This window comes from Acinetobacter sp. CIP 102529 (assembly GCF_000368325.1).
GTDB classification, from domain to species: Bacteria; Pseudomonadota; Gammaproteobacteria; order Pseudomonadales; family Moraxellaceae; genus Acinetobacter; species Acinetobacter parvus.
The window spans coordinates 669,829-686,591 of sequence record NZ_KB849355.1 but is presented as its reverse complement, the minus strand read 5'-3'; the positions used below and the strand labels follow the sequence as shown (position 1 = coordinate 686,591).

The 16,763-nt window shown below is 40.7% G+C and carries 17 protein-coding genes, 3 tRNA genes and 1 pseudogene; 16 read left to right on the top strand and 5 right to left on the bottom strand.

The genetic code is table 11. From position 1 onward, the window contains the following. Positions 1 to 14 precede the first annotated feature (14 nt). Complete coding sequence (locus F972_RS08525; protein ID WP_004677029.1) at positions 15 to 524, bottom strand: peptidylprolyl isomerase; 510 nt, start codon at positions 522 to 524, stop codon at positions 15 to 17. A 167-nt stretch (positions 525 to 691) separates the two neighbouring features. Between F972_RS08525 and F972_RS08520 the strand changes: the two genes are divergently transcribed. The 7 genes and pseudogenes from F972_RS08520 to F972_RS08495 all read left to right on the top strand — a co-directional run bounded on the left by F972_RS08520 (position 692) and on the right by F972_RS08495 (position 7,204). Beyond that, a complete protein-coding gene (locus tag F972_RS08520; protein WP_004682452.1) occupies positions 692 to 2,419 on the top strand; it encodes a glutamine--tRNA ligase/YqeY domain fusion protein in 1,728 nt (575 codons plus the stop codon). A gap of 266 nt (positions 2,420 to 2,685) precedes the next feature. Further along, entirely contained in the window at positions 2,686 to 3,333 is a 648-nt protein-coding gene (locus F972_RS08515) for a hypothetical protein (RefSeq protein ID WP_004682451.1), read from the top strand. Positions 3,334 to 3,351: 18 nt separating this feature from the next. After that, positions 3,352 to 4,317, top strand: a complete 966-nt coding sequence (locus F972_RS08510) for a 2-hydroxyacid dehydrogenase (protein WP_004682450.1) — start codon at positions 3,352 to 3,354, stop codon at positions 4,315 to 4,317. 191 nt (positions 4,318 to 4,508) lie between these two features. Beyond that, a complete protein-coding gene (locus F972_RS08505; protein WP_004757780.1) occupies positions 4,509 to 5,009 on the top strand; it encodes a 1-acyl-sn-glycerol-3-phosphate acyltransferase in 501 nt (166 codons plus the stop codon). A 182-nt stretch (positions 5,010 to 5,191) separates the two neighbouring features. Next, positions 5,192 to 6,574 (top strand): M48 family metalloprotease, encoded by a 1,383-nt coding sequence (locus F972_RS08500; protein WP_228127145.1) that lies wholly within the window; start codon positions 5,192 to 5,194, stop codon positions 6,572 to 6,574. 18 nt (positions 6,575 to 6,592) lie between these two features. Then, positions 6,593 to 6,800 (top strand): annotated as a pseudogene (locus F972_RS15370) (hypothetical protein). A 44-nt stretch (positions 6,801 to 6,844) separates the two neighbouring features. Beyond that, positions 6,845 to 7,204 carry a hypothetical protein gene (locus F972_RS08495; RefSeq protein WP_004757784.1) on the top strand — a complete coding sequence of 120 codons (360 nt, stop codon included), beginning with the start codon at positions 6,845 to 6,847 and terminating at the stop codon, positions 7,202 to 7,204. Between the two features lie 82 nt (positions 7,205 to 7,286). Here F972_RS08495 and F972_RS08490 read toward each other — a convergent pair whose 3' ends face one another. Together F972_RS08490 and rpsU are read right to left on the bottom strand one after the other, a co-directional pair. Then, entirely contained in the window at positions 7,287 to 7,733 is a 447-nt protein-coding gene (locus F972_RS08490) for a GatB/YqeY domain-containing protein (RefSeq protein ID WP_004677044.1), read from the bottom strand. 23 nt (positions 7,734 to 7,756) lie between these two features. Continuing rightward, positions 7,757 to 7,972: a 30S ribosomal protein S21 gene (rpsU, locus tag F972_RS08485; RefSeq protein ID WP_004652785.1), complete on the bottom strand. Its 216-nt coding sequence runs from the start codon at positions 7,970 to 7,972 to the stop codon at positions 7,757 to 7,759. Positions 7,973 to 8,117: 145 nt separating this feature from the next. Between rpsU and tsaD the strand changes: the two genes are divergently transcribed. Both tsaD and F972_RS08475 read left to right on the top strand, forming a co-directional pair. Continuing rightward, positions 8,118 to 9,125: a tRNA (adenosine(37)-N6)-threonylcarbamoyltransferase complex transferase subunit TsaD gene (gene tsaD, locus F972_RS08480; RefSeq protein WP_004682440.1), complete on the top strand. Its 1,008-nt coding sequence runs from the start codon at positions 8,118 to 8,120 to the stop codon at positions 9,123 to 9,125. Positions 9,126 to 9,306: 181 nt separating this feature from the next. Then, positions 9,307 to 9,804: a hypothetical protein gene (locus F972_RS08475; RefSeq protein WP_004682438.1), complete on the top strand. Its 498-nt coding sequence runs from the start codon at positions 9,307 to 9,309 to the stop codon at positions 9,802 to 9,804. Between the two features lie 94 nt (positions 9,805 to 9,898). Here the strand turns inward: F972_RS08475 and F972_RS08470 are convergent, their stop codons facing one another. Beyond that, complete coding sequence (locus tag F972_RS08470) at positions 9,899 to 10,441, bottom strand: HPP family protein (protein ID WP_004757786.1); 543 nt, start codon at positions 10,439 to 10,441, stop codon at positions 9,899 to 9,901. A 90-nt stretch (positions 10,442 to 10,531) separates the two neighbouring features. Between F972_RS08470 and F972_RS08465 the strand changes: the two genes are divergently transcribed. Together F972_RS08465 and F972_RS08460 are read left to right on the top strand one after the other, a co-directional pair. Beyond that, positions 10,532 to 11,086 carry a TetR/AcrR family transcriptional regulator gene (locus tag F972_RS08465; RefSeq protein ID WP_004757788.1) on the top strand — a complete coding sequence of 185 codons (555 nt, stop codon included), beginning with the start codon at positions 10,532 to 10,534 and terminating at the stop codon, positions 11,084 to 11,086. Between the two features lie 175 nt (positions 11,087 to 11,261). After that, on the top strand, positions 11,262 to 12,788 hold the full coding sequence (locus F972_RS08460; protein ID WP_034423182.1) for an esterase-like activity of phytase family protein: 1,527 nt from the start codon (positions 11,262 to 11,264) through the stop codon (positions 12,786 to 12,788). 48 nt (positions 12,789 to 12,836) lie between these two features. Here F972_RS08460 and F972_RS08455 read toward each other — a convergent pair whose 3' ends face one another. After that, positions 12,837 to 13,709, bottom strand: coding sequence for an ATP-binding protein (locus F972_RS08455; RefSeq protein WP_004769537.1), 873 nt, complete (start codon positions 13,707 to 13,709; stop codon positions 12,837 to 12,839). A gap of 176 nt (positions 13,710 to 13,885) precedes the next feature. Here F972_RS08455 and F972_RS08450 point away from each other — a divergent pair, with 176 nt between their 5' ends. The 5 genes from F972_RS08450 to F972_RS08430 all read left to right on the top strand — a co-directional run bounded on the left by F972_RS08450 (position 13,886) and on the right by F972_RS08430 (position 16,751). Next, complete coding sequence (locus tag F972_RS08450; protein ID WP_004682434.1) at positions 13,886 to 15,394, top strand: DUF3336 domain-containing protein; 1,509 nt, start codon at positions 13,886 to 13,888, stop codon at positions 15,392 to 15,394. Continuing rightward, positions 15,369 to 16,187 (top strand): protein kinase domain-containing protein, encoded by an 819-nt coding sequence (locus F972_RS08445; RefSeq protein ID WP_004682432.1) that lies wholly within the window; start codon positions 15,369 to 15,371, stop codon positions 16,185 to 16,187. The genes F972_RS08450 and F972_RS08445 overlap by 26 nt, the downstream gene beginning before the upstream one ends. A gap of 107 nt (positions 16,188 to 16,294) precedes the next feature. After that, positions 16,295 to 16,379: transfer RNA gene (locus tag F972_RS08440), tRNA-Leu, on the top strand. 67 nt (positions 16,380 to 16,446) lie between these two features. Further along, positions 16,447 to 16,520 (top strand) — tRNA-Trp (locus F972_RS08435). 146 nt (positions 16,521 to 16,666) lie between these two features. Then, positions 16,667 to 16,751 (top strand) — tRNA-Leu (locus F972_RS08430). The last annotated feature ends 12 nt before the right edge of the window (positions 16,752 to 16,763 follow it).

Here is a 16,763-nt window from a genome sequence, read left to right as displayed (position 1 = left end):
CCTGTTGGATCAAATTATTCAGAGATAATTTTAGCAGATTCAATCACGACGTTCTCTAAAGGAACATCTGCGTGATAACCACGGTTACCTGTACGTACGCCTTTAATTGCATTTACAACGTCCATGCCTTCAACAACCTTACCAAATACCGCATAACCCCAGCCTTGTGCAGTTGGTGCTGTATGGTTCAGGAAAGAGTTGTTTTTAACGTTGATGAAGAATTGGGCAGATGCAGAGTGAGGCGCCTGGGTGCGTGCCATTGCAATGGTGCCTTCATCGTTGCTTAAGCCGTTGTCTGCTTCATTTTCGATTGAGTCACGGGTTGCCTTTTCTTTGAAGTTTTCGTCCATGCCACCGCCCTGGATCATAAAACCATCAATCACACGGTGGAAAATCACACCGTCATAGAAACCGTCACGTACATATTCTAAGAAATTTTCAACCGTTTTTGGCGCTTTTTCAGCGTTAAGCTCAAGAACAATACGACCTTTATTGGTATTTAATTCGACTTGAGGAAAACTCATTACATTAATCTCCTAAACATGGGCTTGTGACCATGGGTTTTTGGTTGAGAGAAGCATAAGCAAACTGTAAACTACAAGGCAAGTAAAAAACGTTAAAATCTTTGATAAAAAGCAAAGATTGCGTTTTTATGTTCTATTTTTTTACCGTAAGAAGTGATTTACACCCTATGAAGCCAAATGATGTTGTTTCAGAACTGCCAAAGACCCCGACACCGAATACTCATGCCTCTGTCGATGCTGCGCAGCAAGAACAACAGGCAGGCTTGGACTTTGTACGTCAGGTGATTACCGATGATTTAAAAGATGGCCGCACCCAGAAAGTGGTGACACGTTTTCCACCTGAACCAAATGGTTATCTGCATATTGGTCATGTCAAAGCAATTTGTTTGAACTTTGGTATTGCCGAAGAGTTTGACGGCGTATGTAACCTGCGTTTTGACGATACCAACCCTGATGCTGAAGAGCAGGAATATGTGGATGGCATTGCCAACGATGTGAAATGGCTGGGTTTTCACTGGAATGGTGAACCTCGCTATGCTTCAAGCTACTTTGACCAGCTTTATGCATGGGCTATTCAATTGATTGAACAGGGCGATGCTTATGTGGATTTGCAGACACCTGAAGAAATCAAGTTGAACCGCGGTAGCTTTGTGGAGCCAGGTAAAAATTCGCCATACCGTGATGCGACGGTGGAAGAAAACCTGTCTCGTTTTGAGCAGATGCGTAATGGTGAATTGGGCGAGGGTAAAGCGGTTTTACGTGCCAAAATTGATATGGCAAGCCCGAATGTACACATGCGTGATCCAATCCTTTATCGTGTGTTGCACTCAGAACACCACCAGACAGGTGACAAGTGGAAAATGTATCCAATGTATGACTATGCTCATCCATTGTCTGATGCAATTGAGGGTATTACCCATTCACTCTGTACCCTGGAGTTTCAGGACCATCGTCCGTTCTATGACTGGGTGATTGAGAAAGTGCACTCTCAGGCTGTGCCACGCCAATACGAATCATCGCGTTTAAACATTGACTATACCATCACATCTAAACGCAAGCTGCGTAAGCTGGTTGAGGGGAGTTATGTCAATGGTTGGGATGATCCGCGTATGCCAACTGTGGTGGGGATGCGTCGTCGTGGTTTTACCCCAGAGGGCTTGCGTGATTTCTGTAAGCGTGTGGGTGTGTCAAAAACCGATGGTATTGTGGATGTGGCAATGCTGGAGTTCTGTATTCGCCAGTCTCTGGAAAACACCGCAGCCCGTGGTATGGCAGTGTTGAATCCTTTAAAAGTGACGCTCACCAATTTGCCAGAAGAACTCGATTTAACCCATGCTCGTCATCCGAATGTGGATATGGGTGAGCGTGTGATTCCCTTGACACGTGAAATCTATATTGACCGTAAAGACTTTGAAGAAGTGCCACCAAAAGGTTTCAAACGTTTAATTCCAGAGGGTGAAGTGCGTTTACGCCATGCCTATGTGATTAAATGTGATGAAGTCATTAAGGATGCCAACGGTGAAGTGGTTGAATTGAAGTGCTCAATTGACCCTGAAACTTTAGGCAAAAATCCTGAAGGACGTAAGGTTAAGGGCGTGATTCACTGGGTATCGGCAACAAAAGGTATTCCAGCCGAAGTTCGTATTTACGATCGTTTATTTAGCAAAGCTGCACCTGATGCCGATGATGATTTCCTGGCAAATCTAAATCCTGAATCATTAAAAGTCGTTCAAGCGGTGATTGAACCAGCTTTGGCACAGGCAAAACCAGAAGATCGGTTCCAGTTTGAACGTGAAGGTTATTTTGTGGCAGACCAATATGATCATGTTCCTGCAAAACCTGTATTTAACCGTATTCTTGATTTAAAGGATAGTTTCAAGGTCGAGAAAAAATAACACCTATTCAAGAATGGATAGTCAACCGAGTTAAGCGATTAACTCGGTTTTTTATTTATTCATGGATTTGATATAGGTATATTTAAATTATCTAGAGCTGTTTATCCAACAGCGTGTAAGAAGTTGCCCTTGCCAATGATGTGATTGCACAAAAGCAAGCCATTTAGGGTGGAGTGGTTTATGCTAGACTATGAGGAATTGAAAGTAATGTTATAAATACTTTTAACATGACACATCCTGATAGATGAAAGGAATAAATAGCGAAGATGATCGGGCGGCAGCGAAACATATTGGCAACTTTGGGAATAGATGTTTGGATTCCTCGAGAAGTCGTATGCGAAAAAAATATCGCGCCGAGCTTATGGCGAGATCAAGAGCCTGAACAGATTCAGTCCTTGCCAATACAATTCGAAACGCCAGTACAAAACAAGCCTGAGCTGCAAATAAAGCATGAACCAGTTCAGCCGATCACGATGGTTGAACCGCGGAATAATGCTGAAATCATTGTGAAACCCAAAGCTGTTGAGATGATGTCTGACAAAGAGCAGGTTATTGTCACAACACAGGTCCAAAGCTTTGAGTTGCAAATGTATATTCTGGAAAGCTGTGCAATCCTGGTGGAAAGCAGTCGATTCAATGAAACACAGCAACAACTCTGGCACAATATTCAGAAAGCGAAACTGGGGCATTATGCCGAGTTAAAATGGCCTTTTCCATTGGCTGATTTTCAGGAAAGCCGCGGCTTGCCCTCCTATATTCAGGGCTTTCTGGATGCGACTGCCATGAATAAAAAGATTCTATGTCTAGGTCATCTCGATTTTATCCAGCACTCTAATATTCTACATTTAGCAAGTTTAGAAGAAATGATTGCCCAGCCTTTATTAAAAAGACGACTGTGGCAACTGATGCAATAAAAGATCGGAATTGTAACAATGAAGAAAGTTGTCGTATTCAGTCAAATAGATCAAGATGTTCTAGCACGGTTACAGCAAAATTATCAGGTGGTAGTGCTCAACCCAAAACTCGGTGAGATCAATGAGCAAATCCGTACTGAAGTGGTTGATGCCGATGCCATGATTGGTGCAGGACGTTTACTCAATGAAAGCAATCTGGCACCTGCACAAAAACTCAAGATTATTTCGACCGTCTCCGTTGGTTATGACAATTATGATGTGAATTATCTAAATCAGCGAAAAATCTGGCTGGCAAATACCCCGCATGTGCTTACCGAAACCACCGCCGATTTAGCCTTTAGCTTACTTTTGAGTGCAGCACGTAAGATTCCACAACTGGATGCATGGACCAAACAGGGGCAATGGAAGCGTACCGTTTCGACTGAACAATTTGGTGTGGATGTATTTGGTAAAACGCTGGGAATCATTGGTCTGGGCCATATTGGCGCAGCCATTGCAAGACGTGGCTTTTATGGCTTTAACATGAATATTCTGTACCATAACCGCCGTGAAAAAATTGAGGTGGCCCAGGCTTTCAATGCGCAATATCGTAATTTAGACCAGCTTCTACAGCAGTCTGACTTTATTGTGGTTGCGGTTGACTTAAATCATGATTCACAGGCACTGATTGGAGAGGTGCAGTTTGACCTGATGCAGAAACATGCTGTATTTATCAATATTGCGCGTGGTTCGGTGGTTGATGAAAATGCGCTTATTGATGCGTTGCAGCAAAATAAAATCTTTGCTGCGGGTTTGGATGTATATGCCAAAGAACCATTACAAAGCTCTGCATTATTTGACCTGGCAAATGTTGTGACTGCGCCACATATTGGTTCAGCCACCGCCGAAACACGCAAAAAAATGGTCGATCTGGCCTATCAGAACCTAATTGATGCTTTAGAAGATCGTACACCCCGTTATCTTGTCAATCCAAAATTTGAATAAATGCTTACAAATTTATTGCTGAATTATTCAGCTACAGCATCTTTTTAAACTGGTGAATATTGATACAATTGCGCCCTTTGTAATTTATTTTGGGGTGTCCGCTTGTGTTTGAGAAATTGGCTGAGAAAAGTTTAAATCTAATGGGGTGGGAACTGGATAATCACTGAGACCTGAATGTGGACCAGTGTGTCATGATTGCTGCGCCGCATACCAGTAACTGGGATGCTTTATATGCGCGTTTGGCATTGAAGGCATTGGGTGTCAATGTACGTCTGACCATTAAAGACAGCTACATGAAACTGCCATTTGGGCCTTTTGTCCGTGCAATGGGTGGTATCGGGATCGACCGTCGTGTGAAGCAAGCGGGGCAGGAACGTCCAAGCATGGTTCAACTGATGAGTGACCTGTTTAAAACGCATCCTAAATTGGTGATGCTGGTGACACCAGAGGGGACACGGGCAAAACAGGAACAGTGGAAAACGGGTTTTTACCATGTCGCCATGACGGCAGGCGTACCGATTGCTTTAGCCTATATGGATTATGCCAAGAAAAAAACAGGGGTTGGAAAAATGATCTATCCAACAGGAAACTATGAACAGGATATGGCGGAGATCATGGCATTTTATGCCGAAATCAATGCAAAGCATCCTGAAAAATTTAGCGTTGACCAACGCTATGCGAATAACAAATAGTTTGGTTGATTTCAAAAATATAAACTAAGGCGGGATTTTCCTGCCTTTTATAACACTTCGTTGCAAATTTCTCCTATTTTCAATGCTATAGTCATTTTTTATTCATACCTTAGAGAAACCACTTGAGATCTTTATTGCTCGCATGTGGCCTTTTTGCCACCACCCAACTCAGCCATACCCAGATTTTTTTGCCTACGCAAAATATGGGTCAAACAGAAGTGCCTGACATTGGAAGCGGTATTGGTTTGCTTGATCAACAAAAAGAAAAGCTCATTGGTGAAAAGGTATATCGTGAAGTGCATCGCCAGATGCCCACCATTCAGGATGCATGGCTAGAAGATCAATTTCTACAGGTATTCTCAGGTATTTTAAGCCAAACCCGACTAGGGCAACCGATTGGACTGGTGATTATTAAAGACCCCCAGATCAATGCATTTGCCGTACCAGGTGGCTTATTTGCACTCAATACGGGACTCATTACCTCAGCAAAAAATCTTGATGAGATTGCAGGGGTAATGGCGCACGAAATAGCACACGTTGCACAACGACATTATAGCCGTTCGCAAGAGGCATTTAAGGGACAGGGGCTATTGGCCTTGGCTGGTATTATTGTCGGGGCTGCGATTGCCTCACAGGCAGATAGTGAGGTGGGTTCCGCCGTCATGCTTGGAACGCAGGCTGCCTTAATGGACAAGCAACTCAGTTATAGTCGGAATCAGGAACGTGAGGCTGACCGTATCGGCATGCAGTTTATGTACGCGGCAGGCTATAATCCACAAAGCATGGCTGATTATTTTGAAACCATGCATCGGGCAACCAGTCGAGTTAGTTTTTTGCCTGATTTCTGGCTTACCCATCCACTTACTACAGAACGTATGAGTGAGGCGCGGTTACGTGCCAATCAGTTGCCTCAAGTCAAGTCTAAAATCTATGATCTCGATTTTGACATATTAAAATGGTACACACAGGTTGTCTCAAATCAGGCGACAGAAATCCAGTTACAGGCGCTTGCCAATCGGAAGAATATCGCGGGCTTATTGGCGCTTAGCAAGTTTTATCTGATGCAGGGAGACTATACTCAGGCACAGTCCAACCTTGATCTGGTCAAGATAAAATTAAAATCGCATATCCTTGTTCCCCTGATTCAAACCGATATTTATCTGGGACAAAACAAGTTCGATCAGGCATATGACAGCATCAGTTCACTACAAAAAACCATGCCTGAAAATCGAGCTTTATCCTATAAATTGGCTGAGGTCTTAATCCGCCAAGGCAAGATTGATCAGGCGCAAACTCTGGTACAGCGCTTTATAAGAAAAAATCAGCGTGATATACAGGGATGGCAGCTTTTACAGCAGGCGACCAATCTTGATAAAAGTTCACCACTGCAAGCAGTAAATGTGCTGTGCTATCGTGCGGAAGCTGAATATTGGTCTGGCTATGAAGAAAATGCGATTAAATCCATGCTACATGCCCAACGCTTGGCAAAAGGTAACTTGGCAATGTCAGCAAAAATTGAATCGCGCTTGAAACAGATGCAAGATGATCGCCGTATGAAAATTTAAAAATTAGGAAAAATAGAAATGATTAAAGGGCAGTGTCTATGTGGGGAAATCGAAAATAGTATTTTGTGTTATTGCACAACATTGTGCCAGTCCAATCTATTCTTATCGTACCGATTTACCTAATATCATCCGCTTGCGTTTGGGAGCGGTGACGGAGGGGCATCTTCCAGCACCGAAAGAAGAATTTTTTACTGAACATAAGCCAGATTTTATTGAATTAAGATAAAATGCTAGTGATAAGTCATATTCATTGATGAAGTTAAAAGATTTATGAAGAAGTTTGTTTTTATTATTTTGATGACTGGTTGTATGGGGAACAGTTTTGCTGCATCCATTGAGCAATATGTCAATGCTGTACATAAAATCAGGGAAAGCTATGCACAGGACTTGCGTGGATTCTTGCGTAGCCTAGACCCTCAGCTCACTCAATTTAGTCCTGAGCAACAAGCTAAATATTGTGGCATTAACCAGCGTTATATTCAGGATATGTCAGGTGCAATTGAACAAAACCGTTCATCATTACCACCACAATATGCAGGTATGACCAAGCAGGATTTAATTAAACAAGTGGTTGAGTCTAAAGAGATGCAGATGCTTGCTAAATATAATGTTCAGTGTGATTTTAAATAGTCGAAAAACTTTGGGTTCATTGTTAAAAATGAATCCAATTTAGAAATAAATAGCGGATATAAATAAAGAGGATTTAAGCTAATTAGCTTAATTTTGCTTTAATTTTGGCAGAAACTTGTGCAGGATCGGCACGTCCGGCTATGATCGGACGTAGAGAATTCATCACCTTACCCATATCTTTCATGCTAGTAGCTTCTTGAGCAGCAATCGTTTGCTCAATGATAGAATCAAGTTCTTCCTCAGTCATAGCGGCTGGTAGAAATTGAGAAATAACCTCAACTTCGGCTTGTTCTTTACTAGCTAAATCATCTCGACCAGCGCCAGAAAAGGCCTTGATCGATTCTTTACGTTGTTTAATTTGCTTTTCAATGACCGCAAGAACCTGAGCATCGTCAAGCTCAATGCGTTCATCGACTTCGATTTGCTTAATCGCTGCCTGTACACCACGAATAACCGTTACCGTTGCCATGTCTTTGGCACGCATAGATGATTTTAATACGTCGGTAATCTGGTCTTTTAAAGTGGTCATATCAGCAGTCAGTCACAAATTAATTAGTAAAGGCGAGTAGTACGTACAGATTCGCGAGTCAATTTCTTTTGATAACGCTTAACTGCAGCAGCTTTTTTACGCTTACGTTCCTGAGTTGGTTTTTCATAGAACTCACGCTTACGAACGTCAGCTAAAACACCCGCTTTTTCGCATGAACGCTTGAAACGACGGATAGCTACGTCTACTGGTTCGCCTTCTTTCAATTTAACTTGTGGCATGTAAAATCCTCTAAGATGATGGGATAGACCTAACGTACCATTACGCCAGATCACAAGTGAAGTGCACTATTTTACTCATTTACAACTCAGATCACAAGTCTATAATAGCCCCGACATTATTTTTAAACGATGTAAAGGCAGTTAAATGATTGTTTTGGGCTTGGAAACTTCGTGTGATGAAACTGGGTTGGCACTCTATGATAGTGAACTCGGCTTGCGTGGACAGGTTTTATATAGCCAGATCAAACTGCATGCTGAATATGGTGGTGTCGTACCAGAACTTGCTTCACGTGACCATGTCCGTAAAATGATTCCCCTGATCAATCAACTGCTTGAACAAAGTGGTGTTCAGAAAAACCAGATTGATGCGGTTGCCTATACGCGTGGTCCAGGACTCATGGGTGCCTTGATGACAGGTGCATTGTTTGGTCGTACTTTAGCATTTGCCTTTAATAAGCCTGCAATTGGTGTACATCACATGGAAGGGCATATGCTTGCACCATTACTTTCAGAGACTCCACCAGAATTTCCATTTGTTGCATTATTGGTGTCTGGTGGGCACACACAGTTGATGGCAGCCTACGGTATTGGTCAATATGAATTACTGGGTGAGTCAATTGACGATGCAGCAGGTGAAGCCTTTGATAAAGTCGCAAAAATGATGAAGCTACCTTATCCAGGTGGGCCAAACATCGCAAAACTTGCATTGCAAGGGGATGCCCTGGCATTTGAGTTTCCTCGTCCAATGTTGCATCAAGGTTTGGATTTTTCATTTAGTGGTTTAAAAACAGCGGTTTCTGTGCAGTTGAAAAAACTGGGTGAAGAAAACCGTGATGCTGACGTTGCTGCCTCTTTTCAGGAAGCAATTGTCGATACATTGGTTAAAAAATCGGTTAAAGCCTTAAAGCAAACAGGTTTAAAGCGTTTGGTGATTGCAGGTGGGGTGAGTGCAAATTTGCGTTTACGTGAGCAATTGGAAACCTCACTGAAAAAAATTAAGGCGCAGGTTTATTATGCTGAACCTGCCTTATGTACCGATAATGGCGCAATGATTGCATTCGCAGGTTATCAACGTTTAAAGGCTGGGCAGCATGATGGTCTGGCTGTCACCACAACGCCAAGATGGCCGATGACTGAGTTGCAACCAACCTGAAAATTGAATTGATGATTCTTGTTGGTTGATAGGCTTTAGGTCGGTTTACGTTCTTATTTTATTTAAAAATCAAACCATTATTTATATACATGGCAATGGCTTGGAGTCAACGCTATTGTGTTAAAGTATTGGATAAATTATTTATTTTGATGAGCCAAAACTCATTTGCGGAGTTCAGAAGTTGAAAATTTCTTATGTTTTTACCTGTGGTCGACTAGAGTCTTTGTTTAAGATTCTAAATCTTATTCAATCTAATGAAAATAAAGAAAAAAATGATAAAGTGATTGAGCAGTTTAGAAAGGATATTTCTTTAGGGCGAACTTTTGAGGAAACTGAACTTTATCAATTGATAGAAGACAGTGAGGAAAAAATTGTGGTCAATCGCTTGAATAATATTCTTCGGGACAAACCTGCCCATCAGAATGAATTTGATTTTCAGGAATATAAAACAGGTGCCTGGTCTGAATTTAACGATTATAAGCTGGCAGTTCGTTTCTCTAATGCCAAAACAGAGTTAAGTGAAAAGCACTTTGAAAAAACTGGTGAATACATGACTAGTCGAGGTATTGCAAAACTGACAGGTTTCAATCCAGCGAATATCAAGAATATGTTGCAACATAAAAGAGCTGTCGTGAAAAAAATGCTCATCACATTGGAAAAGTTGGCAAAAGAATATTGATAATCTATAAAATAAAAGATTGATGCAGAGAAAATTTATTTTTCTGCATCGAGATTTAAATTAATATCTGAATAATAAGAAGAATGATAGCAATTTATTCAAGATTGTTTTTACTATGGATAAAAGCTAATCCATATACAGGCCATTTCTTCTCTGACTTAAGATTATTGACTAAGTAAGCAATACACACCAATGCAATTGAACCTGATAGCACAGGGAAAAATAAGAAACCCCAGTGATATTGAATGGTATTTGCAGTTAGCAATATCACCAATGGATTAGCACCTGCGGGTGGATGAACACAACGTAAAAGTTGCATTGCTGCGATTGCACAACCGACAGAAAGAGCGATGCTCAAGGTGGGTGTACCAAAAAATTTAAGAAATAATAAGCCAATAAATGCTGAGACCAAATGTCCTAAAATTACATTTCGAGGTTGTGCCAAAGGTGAATGTGATGCGGCATATAATAGAACACAAGTGGCTCCGAAAGGTGCCATAATAAAGATATTATGGGTAAATTGACTTAAAAATAATAACACTAGAATACTTAGACTTCCCCCAACAAAACTTCTGATGAGATCAATCGATTGCGGTAAAGGTGCTAAATGTTCTTTGCCATTGAGAATTGGTCGCATTGTTTTTCCTCTGATCTTGATTTTTGCTGATCATAATCCTAAAATTATAAATAGTACAGATCTGTACTATTTTTATTGGGTAAATTTTTTATGTCAAAATCAGCTAACAAAATTTTAGATACAGCAGAGAAGCTTTTTTACGAAAGTAGTTTTGCTGGAGTGGGCGTAGATTTGATTCGGGATGAATCAGGATGCTCAAAAACTACAATGTATACTTATTTTAAAAATAAGAATCAGTTGGTTAAATCTGTTTTGGAGTTAAGAGATATTCGTTTTAGAAAAAGTCTCCAAAGTTATGTTGCTGAGGCTACAGGTCGGGAAGCCATCAATAAGATTATTGATTGGCATTTAAAGTGGTTTCAGGAAGATAATTTCAAAGGCTGTCTATTTGTACGGGCTGTTGCAGAATCACATTCCGAAAATAATGAAATTATTCAAATTTCAAAAGAACATAAAATATGGGTGAGGAATCTGATTAATCAACATATAAATGCAAATCAGTATCAAGAGATATTAACCACTATGATCTATACTCTGATTGAAGGTTTATTTAGCCGATTTCTAGTTGAAGGTTATGATAAACAAGTGGAAACTGATATAAAAAATTCAATAAATACACTATTTGAAAAATTGGTGCTGTCCTAAACAGTAGGCTCACCAAAAGAGCGAGATAACAAGGTACATGTTTTAAATGTCAATAGACCGTAATTAAAAGCTTGGTCAGTTATCACATGATTTTATGAATTGTCATTTAATGGTCATGGTTTTGTCATTTCGGAAGATTAGGCTACAGCAGTAATTTTATGGGGTAGCTATTATGATGAAGCAAAAAGTATTATTGATTTCAATTCTTACCAGTTTGGCATTAATGGGCTGTGGCAGTGACCATGATGACAATCAAAATACAGCAAAAATGTTAAGTACCGAGCAGACATTAAACTTTGGTGATCGAGATTGCTGGTTAGGTGGAACAGTTAAATTGACAGGGCAAGATAAAAATAATAATGGAATTTTAGAGACTGATGAAATTCAGCAAACCACGCCGAGTTGTATCACAGAAAATGCTTTCGCTCGGGGTGTGCAGCTCACTTATCAGGTGATGGATCATCTGAAAGGTATTGCAGATGGGGCAAAAGCGGGCAATACCATTGAGTTTAGACAGGGTGGTTTCGGTTCTGATCTGGTGGCGCACCCAACCAATAAAAACCAATTTTATGCCATTACCGATCGAGGCCCCAATGCCGATTACAACTTAAATAAAGACAATGGCAAGATGTTCCCTGATCCAGCATATGTGCCGCGTATTGGTCTATTTGAAGTACAAACCAATGGTACAGTGAAAAAGATTAAGGAAATTTTACTTAAGGATCGTAATGGGCAAAATATTTCGGGCCTACCTAATGCCAATTTTGGTGCAACCAAAGAAGCAGCTTACGACATTTATGGCAAATTATTAAGCCGTCAAACAGATGAATATGGTCTAGATGCGGAAGGTTTGGTTGCCATGAAAGATGGTAGCTTTTGGGTGAGTGATGAATATGGCCCACATATTGTTCATTATGATGCCAATGGTGTAGAAATAGACCGTATTAATGCTTTTGAAAAAGATACCCGCCGTATTGGTGGTTATTTACTGCCTGCGGAATTTGCCAATCGCCGCCCGAATCGTGGCATGGAAGGTTTAACCATTACACCAGATGGGAAAACCCTGGTGGGGATTATGCAATCCACGATGGATAATCCAACAACAGCAGTCAATAAATCAGACTTAACCCGTATTGTAACTATTGATCTAGAAACTAAAAAGGTGAAGCAATATTTATATAAACAGGAAGGTGGAGCAAAAGCTTATTCCAACTCTGCAATTACAGCTTTAAGTAATACCAGCTTTTTAGTTTTAGAGCGAGATGGAGATTTTTATCGAGATAATCCAAGCGCTTTTAAACGTGTTTATAAAATTGATTTGCGTAATGCAACCAATTTAGAAGATATTGCTGAAACAGCTCAGATTAAACAGGATGCTAAACTGGGTTTAACCATTGATGGACAGACTTTAGAACAATATGTTTTAGCAAAAGGTTGGGATGGGTTAAAGACACAGGGTATTTTACCCCCAACAAAAACGCTGGTTTTAGATATGATTGAGAAAGTCAAATTCCCTCATGATAAAATGGAAGGGTTGTGGCTGATTGATGATAAGCGTTTAGGTTTAATCAATGATGATGACTTTGCACTATGGGTAACCAATGGTGTTCTGGAGCAGAAATACTTAGATCAGGATAAGAAAAAAATTGATAGTAATACTTTATATATTATTGATGGATTGGATTTAAAAGCAATACCATAAATTTTTGAGATGAAAAAGCCATCAATTGATGGCTTTTTATTTGAGTAATTATACCATTTTTAATTGCTGCGAACCGATCCAGTGTTTTGAGAACTGATATGCCGCACGGCCTGAACACTGTCCTCGTGCCTGACACCATCTCAGTGCCTCAGCCCGTACTGTGTCATTATATTCCAGATCAGCTTTTCGAATATAATGTTCCACAATGTCCAGATAGAGCTGTTGATCCATTGGATAGAATGAAAGCCATAGTCCAAAACGATCAGAAAGTGAGATTTTTTCTTCAATCGCTTCCTGTGGATGCAACTCGGTATATTGCGGAACATCAACCTTGCGCACTGGTGTATTTTCGTGCATAAATTCAGGCAATAGGTGGCGGCGGTTACTGGTTGCATAAATAACGAAGTTGGTTGAACCAGATTGCAGCGAACCGTCCAAAACACTCTTTAAACTACGGTAATTTTCATCTTCCGCATTAAAGGCCAGGTCATCACAATAGACAATAAACTTTTCTGGGCGCTCGGCAATCAGTTTTTGAATTTTTGGTAAATCTGATAAATCATCACGTTCAATTTCAATCAGGCGTAAACCCTGTGCTGAGTACGCCGTGAGCAGGGCACGTACAATGGAGGATTTGCCTGTACCACGGGAACCTGTCAGCAAAATATCATTGGCGGGGAAACCATTTAAAAACTGCAAGGTATTTTGGATAATCTTGTCTTTTTGGCGTTCAATTCCTTTTAAATCTTCCAGATACATTTTTTTAGGTTGTTGAATTGCGACCAGTTGCTGATTTTCCCAGCGAAAAGCAATTGCTGAAAAATCAGTAGGTTGTCTTGGAGCGGGGAGGACTTGCTGGAGCTGTGTTAAAACACTGGATAATGACTGGAGAATAGATTCGGGTAAATCAAGGATAGCCATAAATCAAACCAAACTCAGTGATCAATAAATAGGGATACTATCACTGCTATAGTTAAAATAAAGAAAATATCATCAAGAATATGGAAATAAGCTGATTTTACCCTTGATTGTTACAATAGGTTTTTGCATTGTATAGGTGCAGGATTAGAAAAACATGATGCACATCAGGATAACGAATGTTAAATAATGTCCAAGAAAAAAAGAATACATATCAAACATATAGGATAGATGTGTTACAGGAGCAATTACAACATGCCAGCTCTTATGAAGAATGGAGGGAAATTGCACTCAAATTGGACGAGGAATCAGGCAGGGAAGTATGGAAATATGACAATGAATCGCCTTATTTTGATGCTGAAGTTTTATCCAGGCGTTACAACCTGCTAAAAAGATATCGGCTGCATCACCGTACCCTTGACCTGATCTATGTATTGAGGGATGGACTAACCTACGATTTTGCCAATATTGGCCATCCCATGTTGTTTGCTGAAACGTATATCGGCACCAAAAAAATTATCGAAAACTATGTGGATGAGGTGAGTGACTGTTTGCGTTATTTGGCATCCAGCGAATGTATAACGTTTCAGCTCAAGGAGAAAATCCAGTTTTTTGAGGAATGTCAGAAAGCCTATGGTCAGCCTGCCTTGATGCTTTCTGGTGGCGCAACTCTGGGACTGTTTCATACTGGGGTGTGTAAGGCATTGCTGGAACAGGACCTGTTGCCGAAAGTGCTGTCAGGTTCAAGTGCGGGCGCAATCATGACGGGGATGTTGGGTACCTCATCCGCTGATCAAATTCCAGAATTATTGACAGGAAAGCATTTCTTTCATGAAGCATTTCGTTTTAGAAAGGTGATGGAACTCATTAAGGGGCATGGCGGTATTGCCGATGTGATGTACCTTAAAAAATTCCTGATTCACAATATGGGAGACCTGACCTTTGCAGAGGCGTATCAGCGTTCTGGTCTGCATATCAATATTGCGGTTGCACCTTACAATGCATCACAAAACCCGCTTATCCTCAATGCCTTGACTGCGCCGAATGCTTTGGTCTGGAGTGCGGTGATGGCTTCCTGCGCGGTTCCTGTTCTGTTTCCACCCGTTCATCTGACCAGCAAGCGCTACGATGGACAGCATACGCCCTATATGTCAAACACCAAATGGGTGGATGGGAGTATGCGTAGTGATTTTCCACAAGAAAAAATGGCTCGTTTGTATAATATCAACTACACCATTGCTAGTCAGGTGAATCCGCATATTGTTCCATTTATGCAGAGTGACTTACAGCGTTATCGTAATGATGTGTTGAGCTGGCCTGAGCGGATTATCCGTCATCAGGGTAAAACCATTGCACTGGATGTGATGGATTTAACCCGCCATTATGTGGGAAGATTTTTCCCGATTCGCCGTGCCCTGGATCATGGTTATGGTATTTTAGGACAGCGCTATTATGGGGATGTCAATATTATTGCCAAATATGGACTGCGCCACTATGGTTATATGCTCAAGAACCCTCGTCCCAAGTTGTTTAAGATTTTGCAGCAGGAGGGTGAACGGGCGACCTGGCCTAAAATCGCTTCTATTGAAACCCATGCGCGTATTGGTAAAACCATTGAACATTGTTTGGCATCATTGCGCAAACAGGCAGAAAAGCAGCAGAATGAGTTTTATTACGTGGACCTTTGATTCGCAACTTCCGTTGGATGATCTTGTATTAAAAACCAAACCCCAAAGTTATGCCTTTGGACGGCGTTTATATACATTCCAGATCGAACAGCAAAAATATTGGCTTAAATTTCATCAGGCCCATAGTTATCACGTTTTGGAACATGCTTTTCTGCATGAATTGGATTTTTATCAGCAGAATTCAATCTCCAGAAAGCAATTTATTGTTCCTCATCAAATCATTCAGTTTAAAGAAAACACGCCGTTTCATGAACTTGCCTCCACTGGAAAAGGGCTGATTCTGGTGGATACAGAAAATTTTTTTAACTGTGTGCCCAGCGATGTGCAAATAATTCAACAGCAAATATTAAGGGCATTGGAAACACTGGAAAATATGCACCAACTAGGGTGGGTGCATGGCGACCTTAAAATTGAACATTTCCGTTGCTATGAAAATAGCTGTAAGCTGATTGATTTTGAGCAGAGCTTTAAATCACCTCATGCAACCCAGAATTTAACTGCCACACCGCACTATATGGCGCCAGAGCTTTTTCATGCAGAAAGGAAAACAGTTCAGAGTGATTTATATGCTTTTGGTATTATTGTCTATGAATGGCTCACTGAAACAAGGCTACAGGCCAAGACCTACCATAATTGGGCGGTATTGCATTGCCAGCAAATGCAAATTCAGCTTCCTAAACAGCTTGAATGCTTTTTGCCATTGCTGAATGGGTTGATGCAGAAGCAGGTTGAACAGCGTTTTAAGTTGGTTTCAGATGCAAAAGACTGTCTAAACTCGACTATTTTGCTGTAAAAATAAACATAAATACTTGATTTGAATATTATATGTTCATTTGGTTGGTTTTTTTTAACAGAAACACTTGTCATCAAGGATGTTTCTCACTAATATGCATACCCATCGGGGGCGTGGCGAAATTGGTAGACGCACTGGATTTAGGTTCCAGCGCCGCAAGGTGTAAGAGTTCGAGTCTCTTCGCCCCCACCAAATTTAAAAAGCAAGGATAACTTGCTTTTTTTATGGTTAAGTCGTTATGATTTGATCATGCTGTTATAGAGGATTGGTGTAATGGTAGCATGACGGTCTCCAAAACCGTTCGTCAAGGTTCGAGTCCTTGATCCTCTGCCAAATTTAAAAGGGATTTTTTAGGAGTCCCTTTTTTATTGCCGTAATTTTTTATCTGTATATTAAAAAAGCATTAAGTTTCAGATGCATGGTTTTTTATAAAAAGGGCTTGTCATCAGAAACGTTTATCTCTAATATACACATCCATCGGGGGCGTGGCGAAATTGGTAGACGCACTGGATTTAGGTTCCAGCGCCGCAAGGTGTAAGAGTTCGAGTCTCTTCGCCCCCACCAAATTTAAAAAGC